This is a genomic window from Kribbella sp., from assembly GCF_035655035.1.
GTDB lineage: Bacteria > Actinomycetota > Actinomycetes > Propionibacteriales > Kribbellaceae > Kribbella.
This window is the reverse complement of sequence record NZ_DASRVN010000699.1, coordinates 1-6,996: the sequence shown is the minus strand read 5'-3', so window position 1 is coordinate 6,996 and position 6,996 is coordinate 1. Positions and strand designations below refer to the sequence as shown.

Below are 6,996 nucleotides of genomic sequence, written 5' to 3'. Positions count from 1 at the left end.
GGAGTGGCTGGCGATGACCGGGTACGACCCGGTGTACGGCGCCCGTCCGCTGCGCCGGCTGGTGCAGTCCGCGATCGGCGACGAGCTCGCCCGCGGTCTGCTGGACGGTTCGATCCGCGACGGCGAGACCGTCCGGGTGATGCTCAACGAATCCAAGGACGCGCTGGAAGTCTCCGCCGCACGCTGAGAACTGGGGCCCGGTTGTTTGCCGGGCCCCTTTCTATGCGGTCTGGTAGCTCAGCGCGATGACACCCGACGGCAGGGTGTCCTGCTGGACCAGCTTCAGCTCGGTGCGTGGACCCGACAGCTTGGTCCCGGTGCCGAGCACGATCGGGTGCAGCAGGATGTCGAGTTGGTCGACCATGCCGTTCTCCAGCAGCGTGTGCAGCAGTGCAGGGTTGCCGTACATCATGATGTCGCCGCCGTCCTGCTTCTTGATCCGCTCGAGCGCCGCGATCGCGTCGCCCTCGAGGAGGGTCGCGTTCCAGGTCAGCTCGCCGGTCAAGGTGCTGGAGGCAACAAGTTTCGGCAGTTCGCGCAGGCGGTCCGCGTACGGTCCCTCCGCGTCACCCCAGGCGGCAGAGAACATCTCATAGGTACGGCGCCCGCACAGGAAGTAGTCGCACGACGCCAGCTTCTCGACGGATCGCCGTACCGCCTCCTCCCCGAAGTACGGCTGCGCCCAGCCGCCGAACGACGTACCGCCGAAGCCTCCCGGATCCTCCACGACGCCGTCGAGGGTCATCAGGGTCGACGCGATGATCTTGCGCATGATTTTCTCCTCTCGTTGTCTGTGTAGACCGGGCTGGGCCCAGAAAGGAATCGGTGCGGCTTGGGTGATCTGGGAGGATCGAGGGAACACGGGGGGTCGTGGAAGGAAGGTCGATGACAGAGCGCGGCGACGAACCGGGGCCGTACAGCGGGCTGTTCGGTAGCGTTCCGGATTCGTACGGCTACCGCCCGGCCGTCCGGCCCAAGCAGGTGACGATCGCCGCCGTGATCTCCGGCGGGCTCGGCGCGCTGTGCATGCTACTGGCCGTCCTCACGCTGACGTCAGCGGGCGGCCAGATCTCCGAGGTCCTCACCGGCTCCCGCGGCAACACCCCGGTCGCGGTCGCGGCGGCGCTGGTCTGCGCGTTGATCTACCTGGTCCCGGCGATCTACGTCCGCAAGCGGTACGCGTGGGCGCGGTACGTGCTGATCGCCGTCGCCGCGATGGGCATCGCCGGCGGCCTGATGGCACTACCCGCGAGCCTGCTCGGGCTGGCGATCCACGTCGCCCTACTGATCCTGATGCTGCAGCGACCCACCAAACTCTGGTTCCAGCACCGCTAGAGCTTCTGCAGGCGGGTGAGAGCTTCCTGGAGGATCTCGGGGCGTTTGCAGAAGGCCCAGCGGACCAGGGGTTTGCCGGCTTCGACGTTGTCGTAGAAGACCTGGTGGGGGATCGCGACCACGTCGGCCTTTTCCGGGAGGTGGCGGCAGAAGTCGATGCCGTCGGTGTAGCCGAGCGGGCGGATGTCGGTGGTGATGAAGTACGTCGCGGCCGGGCGGTGAACCTCGAAGCCGAGGTCGGCGAGACCGCCGGCGAGCAGATCGCGACGGGCCTGCAGGTCGGCGCGCAGCCGGTCGTAGTAGTCGTTGCCCAGGGCAATCGCATCGGCGACGGCGGGCTGGAACGGGGCGCCGGAGGTGTAGGTCAGGAACTGTTTGGCCGTGTTCACCGCGGTCACCACCTCGGGCGAACCGGTGACCCAGCCGATCTTCCACCCGGTGACCGCGAACGTCTTCCCGGCACTGCTGATCGACACGGTCCGGTCCGCCATCCCGTCGTACGACGCCAGCGGCCGGTGCGTGCCGTCGTACACCAGGTGTTCGTAGACCTCGTCCGTGATCACGACCAGGTCGTGGTCGAGCGCGACCGCGCAGATCCCGCGCAGTTCCTCGTCGGTGAGGACCGTGCCGGTCGGGTTGTGCGGTGAGTTGATCAGCAGCACCTTCGTCCGGGGCGTGACCGCGGCGCGCAGCTCGTCGAGATCCAGGCGGTACGACGGGGCGCGCAGCGTGACCGGTACCCGGCGGCCGCCGGCGAAGGCGATGCCGGCCGCGTACGAGTCGTAGTACGGCTCGAGGGCGATCACCTCGTCGCCGGGTTCGACGTACGCGAGCAGGGCGGCCGCGATCGCCTCGGTGGCGCCGGTGGTGACCAGGACCTGCGCGTCGGGGTCGTACGTGAGCCCGTAGAACCGCTGCTGGTGGTCGGCGATCGCCTGCCGGAGCGCGGGGACCCCGCGACCCGGCGGGTACTGGTTCGCGCCGGAACGGATCGCCGCGATCGCGCCCTCCAGCAACGAGTCCGGCCCGTCCTGGTCCGGGAACCCCTGCCCGAGGTTCACCGACCCGGTCGCCACCGCCTTCGCGGACATCTCCGCGAAGATCGTCGTCCCCAGGCCGTTCAACCGCTCAGCGTGTGCGCGCATCCCTCAACCCTCAACCGCTGTGACCATGTGTGCAAGCCAGGCGCGCGCGGTGGCGCGGTCGGTCGTGCTGAAGGCGGCTTCGAGTTCGTTCTCGACCTTCCGGATCGCGGGTGCCGCCTCGGCCAGCCGGCGTTCGCCGCCGGCGGTCAGATGCACCTGCTGGGTACGGCGGTCCTTCGGGTTCGGGCGCCGCTCGACGAGGCCGGCGCGCTCCATCCCGGTGATCAGCTCGTTCGCGGACTGCCGCGTCGTACCGACCACCCGCCCGACCTCGGCGACCGTGAGCCCCGGGTCCTCCCGTACGCAGAGCAGCGTCCCGTACTGCTGCACCGACAGCCCGTGCTCGGCGAGCGCCCCCGCCAGCGCCGACCGCATGCTCAACCAGGCATGCCGCACCAGAAAGGTCACGCACCCGGTCTCGTCCTTGGAGTCCATAAAGCACATTCTGCCCAAGGGGACGTCTGGAGACTCTCCGCCTACTGCGCGGCGCTCGGCGGGGCACATCGCCGCGTTGGAGGACGGGGCACGGAGAACCCCACTCCGAGCCCCGTCCTCCGCCTTGCGCTGCACCCCGCCGAGCACCTGCTCGCGACGGCGCAGAGTCTCCAGACGTCCCCACAAGGAGATTGACAGGTTCCTGTCAATCGAGGGATGATCCAGATCTCGTCAGGGTCCTGTCAATTATAGGAGACTTCGTGTCCACCATCGACCCTTCGCGGCAACGCCGCATCCTCGCCGTCCTGGTCGTCTCGGCCGTGCTGATCTGGATCGACTCGACCGTCCTCGGAATCGCCCTCGAACGCCTCGCCGACCCCGTCCACGGGCTCGGCGCCACCCCCGGCCAGCTGCAGTGGGCGGTCGGGATCTACTCACTGCTGTTCGCCACCGCGCTCTTCCTGGCCGGCGCCCTCGGCGACCGGTACGGGCATCGCACCGTGCTGATCACCGGCCTGCTGATCTTCGGCGCCGCGTCCGCCTGGGCCGCCTGGGCGACGGACCCGGTCGGCCTGATCCTGGCCCGGGCGACCATGGGCCTCGGCGGCGCGCTGATCATGCCGACCTCGATGGCGATCATCGGCTGGACGTTCCCACCGGAACGCCGGGCCGGCGCGATCGCGATCTGGTCGTCTTCCGCGGGCGTCGGCGTCGCCGTCGGCCCGGTACTCGGCGGCCTGCTGATCGACCACTTCTGGTGGGGATCGGTCTTCACGATCAACCTGCCGATCGTCGCGTTCGGCCTGGTCGGCGCGGCCGTCGTACTCCCGAACCCACGCAGCCCACAGCGCCGCCGGCTCGACCCGCTCGGCCTCGGCCTGTCCACCCTCGGCCTGCTCGGGCTGTCGTACGGCCTGATCGAGGGCGGCCACCAGGGCGGCTGGAACCGCTGGCAGGTGTGGGCGAGCATCGCCGCCGGTCTCGTCCTGCTGGCCGGTTTCCTGTTCTCCGAATGGCGCGAGGAGAACCCGAGCTTCGACCCGCGGCTGTTCGGCAACCGCCGGTTCGCGGCCGGGAACTTCTCACTCGCCGCGGTCTTCCTCACGCTCACCGGGCAGAGCTTCTACCTCGCGTTCTACCTCCAGGGCGCCCGTGGGATGAGCGCGCTGCACGCCGGCCTGATGTCGCTGCCCGGAGCGGTCGGCGTGATCGTCGGCTCACCGCTCGGCGCCCGGCTCGCCGCCCGCCTCGGGGTCGCGAAGGTCTCCGGTACGGCGATCCTCACGCTCGCGCTGTGCTTCGCCGCCAACCTGCTGTACGACGTGCACACCTCGCTGATCGTCATCGGGATCGTCGGCGGCCTGGCCGGCCTCGCGATCGGGATGACCGTCGCACCGACCACCGCGGCCGTGATGGCGACGCTCCCGATCGACCGGATCGGCGCCGGCTCCGCGGTCAGCAACGCCCTGCGCCAGGTGGGCAGCGTGCTCGGCGTCGCCGTACTCGGGACCGTCGTGTCGTCGACGTACCAGCACCGGATCGCCCCGGCGCTGGCAGGCCTGCCGAACAGCGACGCGGCCGGTACGTCGGCCGAGGCGACCCGGCACGCGGCCGCCGTACTGCACCGTCCGGACCTGGTGCAGACCGCGAACGAGACGTTCGTGCGCGCGATGCACATCGCGGCCCTGGTCGCCGCCGGGTTCGTACTGACCGGGGCGATCGTGCTGGCGCTCGCGTTCCGGATCCCCAGGCCATCACAATCGGCTCCGGCGGGCGAAGCTGAGCGGGAGGGGGCCGGCATCGGCTGATTGTGATGGCCTGGGGATCCGCCATCACCCCCAGGGCGACGGCGGCGGCGGTGGTACGACGGTGGGCCGGTCCTCGCACCAGCTCGCGCCGAGCCACCCGTCGTTGCCGCCCAGGTCGCGGACCTCGAACTCCGGCGGGCCGTTGAAGTGGAACGTCCCGCAGTTGTTGACGAACGGCGCGCCGACGTTCCGCGCGTCGACGTTCTCGAACGTGGCCCAGCCGCCGACCCGAGCACTCACCACATTGGTACCGGTGCCGTCCACGTGGATGTTGCGGACGGCAACGTTCGTGATCGCGTAGTCGTCCTTCACCGGCCAGTCGACCACGAACATCATCGCGTTGTACGTCGAGTCCAGGAACGAGCTGTCGGTGATCTCGATCCGCGCGGACATCGAGGACTGCAACGCGTACAGCCAGATCGCGCCGAGGCCGATGTTCCAGTTGAGGTCGCGGGGGCCGCCGCGGACCGTGGTGTTGCGGGCGAACGTCAGCGTCCCCTCGAACGGTGTCGCGCCGAACCGCGACCCGGCGTGCAGCGTGCTGCCCTCGCGGATCGGGTCCGCGACCAGGTTGTCGGTGACCGCGTTGTCGCGTCCGCCGTAGATCGCGATGTCGTTCGCGAGCACCGGTGTCTGCACGGTGTTGTGATCGAACACGTTGTCGTGGTCGGCCAGGTTCTCCGACCACATGGCCAGCCCGTCGTCGCCACTGTTCCGGACGAAGTTGTTGGTCACCCGGACGTTGGACACCCCCAGGTGCAGGTTGATGCCATCAGCAACCGAGTCGGTGATCACGTTGTTCTTGATCAGCAGGCCGTCCATCGGTCCGTCCAGCCAGATCCCGACCTTCGTGTGGTGCAGGTACAGGTTCTCGATCGTCGAGCCGCCGCCGATCGCGCCGCCGATCCCGTTCACCTGGTCGGTGTCGATCCGCTCGCGGACGTCGCTCTCGATCGCGAAGTCCGACAGGTGTACGCCGGTGCTCCCGCCGTCGGCGGCGTACTTGCCGTAGAAGCCTGGCGCGCTGTGCGTCGACTTGTCCGGTGCGGGCTCGGCGAGTGGAAGGACCTTGCCCTTGATGATCGTCCACCAGTTGCCGGCGCCGCGGACCGTCACCCGGTCGACGACGATGTGCCGGTTCACCTGGAAGGTGCCCGCGGGGATGAAGACCGACCAGCCGAGCTTCTTCGCGGCGGCGATCGTCCGGTCGATCGCGGGCGCGGCGTCGTGCCGCCCGGTCGGGTCGGCGCCGAACAGCCGGACGTCGAGCGACCGCGGAGGCTGGTTCAGCGGCGCGTTGACGTACTCGAAGTCCGCGACGTCGAGGACCGTCCAGGCCGCGGGCGTCTGCTGGGGTACGGCGAAACGCACGCGGTCCCCGGCCCGGTACGTCCGGCCGAGCAGCACCCGCTGCTCGTCGTAGAAGTGGTTCGGACGGAACGGCTTGCTGACCGGGTCGGGCTCGGGCTTCCACCAGCCCGGGATCGGGTCGACGTTCGGGTCGTTCGAGAACGGATACATGCCGTACAACCAGGCGTACTGCGACGTCAGCGTCATCGTGCGCTTGTGCCCACCGTTGACGGTGACGTCCAGCGGTGCGGTGATCCCGCCCCCGCCCGGCGCGTCCGGGATGCTGTACCGCAGCGTGACCGCGTTCGCGGGCCGGGTCAGCGTGAATTCGACGTACTGCGTGGGCTGCAGCCGTACGGCGGTCCGCCCGGACGCCTCGGCCGGCAGCGTGTACGCCTCTCGGCTCGGGCCCAGCTTCTCGCCGGTGAAGACGGCGTTCTCCGCCTCCTGCTCGACGAACGGTACGTCGGCTCCGCGGCCGGCGACGAGCGCGGGATCCAAGCCCGCGCGGGTGACGCGCGGGGGCGGGGCGGCGGTGGCTGGTTGAACGGTGGCTGTCAGGAGCGCGGCCGTGAGCGCGACCGCGAGCAGGCGTGAACGGGACATTTGGCGGATCCCCTCCCGGACGAAAGTGTCTGGAGGTTATGCAGCCGACGCCCGTGGCGCAAGATCTCGACAGGTTACGGAAATTTCCGAACCATGAAGATGTCTACTGGGTCCTCGTTCTCCACGACGAAGCCATGCCGTTCGTACAGCTTCCTCGCCTTGCTTCCTCGGAGGACGTTCAGCCTGACCGGCGCGTCGGTGCCGTCCAGGACGGTTCTGAGGACTGCGGTTCCGAGTCCCTGACCCTGGCGCCGCGGGTCGAGGTAGAAGTGCTCGAGCCACAGCTCGTCGGCGGCCGGACGGAGCGTGATCGAGCC

General features: G+C 69.3%; 8 protein-coding genes. 3 read left to right on the top strand and 5 right to left on the bottom strand.

What is annotated here, in order from left to right:
• Positions 1–187: hypothetical protein (locus VFF46_RS36375; protein ID WP_325041807.1), on the top strand; the 187-nt coding region annotated here is incomplete at its 5' end.
• 33 nt (positions 188–220) lie between these two features.
• Here the strand turns inward: VFF46_RS36375 and VFF46_RS36370 are convergent.
• A complete protein-coding gene (locus VFF46_RS36370; protein WP_325041806.1) occupies positions 221–772 on the bottom strand; it encodes a dihydrofolate reductase family protein in 552 nt (183 codons plus the stop codon).
• Between the two features lie 113 nt (positions 773–885).
• On the opposite strand from VFF46_RS36370, the gene VFF46_RS36365 reads away from it, so the two are divergent.
• Positions 886–1,335 (top strand): hypothetical protein, encoded by a 450-nt coding sequence (locus VFF46_RS36365; protein WP_325041805.1) that lies wholly within the window; start codon positions 886–888, stop codon positions 1,333–1,335.
• Here the strand turns inward: VFF46_RS36365 and VFF46_RS36360 are convergent.
• Together VFF46_RS36360 and VFF46_RS36355 are read right to left on the bottom strand one after the other, a co-directional pair.
• Positions 1,332–2,480, bottom strand: a complete 1,149-nt coding sequence (locus VFF46_RS36360) for a pyridoxal phosphate-dependent aminotransferase (RefSeq protein ID WP_325041804.1) — start codon at positions 2,478–2,480, stop codon at positions 1,332–1,334. The two genes, VFF46_RS36365 and VFF46_RS36360, sit on opposite strands and share 4 nt — an antisense overlap.
• 3 nt (positions 2,481–2,483) lie before the next feature.
• Positions 2,484–2,915 carry a MarR family transcriptional regulator gene (locus VFF46_RS36355; RefSeq protein WP_325041803.1) on the bottom strand — a complete coding sequence of 144 codons (432 nt, stop codon included), beginning with the start codon at positions 2,913–2,915 and terminating at the stop codon, positions 2,484–2,486.
• A 260-nt stretch (positions 2,916–3,175) separates the two neighbouring features.
• Here VFF46_RS36355 and VFF46_RS36350 point away from each other — a divergent pair, with 260 nt between their 5' ends.
• On the top strand, positions 3,176–4,723 hold the full coding sequence (locus tag VFF46_RS36350) for an MFS transporter (protein ID WP_325041802.1): 1,548 nt from the start codon (positions 3,176–3,178) through the stop codon (positions 4,721–4,723).
• Positions 4,724–4,747: 24 nt separating this feature from the next.
• Here the strand turns inward: VFF46_RS36350 and VFF46_RS36345 are convergent, their stop codons facing one another.
• On the bottom strand, positions 4,748–6,679 hold the full coding sequence (locus VFF46_RS36345; RefSeq protein ID WP_325041801.1) for a glycosyl hydrolase family 28-related protein: 1,932 nt from the start codon (positions 6,677–6,679) through the stop codon (positions 4,748–4,750).
• A 74-nt stretch (positions 6,680–6,753) separates the two neighbouring features.
• The coding region (locus VFF46_RS36340) for a GNAT family N-acetyltransferase (RefSeq protein ID WP_325041800.1) at positions 6,754–6,996 on the bottom strand (243 nt) is incomplete at its 5' end.

What these genes read in the sequence shown, in the direction of transcription:
- VFF46_RS36345 (WP_325041801.1), bottom strand. Translation starts at nt 6,679, where the DNA reads ATGTCCCGTTCACGCCTGCTCGCGGTCGCGCTCACGGCCGCGCTCCTG.
- VFF46_RS36355 (WP_325041803.1), bottom strand. Translation starts at nt 2,915, where the DNA reads ATGGACTCCAAGGACGAGACCGGGTGCGTGACCTTTCTGGTGCGGCAT.
- VFF46_RS36365 (WP_325041805.1), top strand. Translation starts at nt 886, where the DNA reads ATGACAGAGCGCGGCGACGAACCGGGGCCGTACAGCGGGCTGTTCGGT.
- VFF46_RS36370 (WP_325041806.1), bottom strand. Translation starts at nt 772, where the DNA reads ATGCGCAAGATCATCGCGTCGACCCTGATGACCCTCGACGGCGTCGTG.
- VFF46_RS36360 (WP_325041804.1), bottom strand. Translation starts at nt 2,480, where the DNA reads ATGCGCGCACACGCTGAGCGGTTGAACGGCCTGGGGACGACGATCTTC.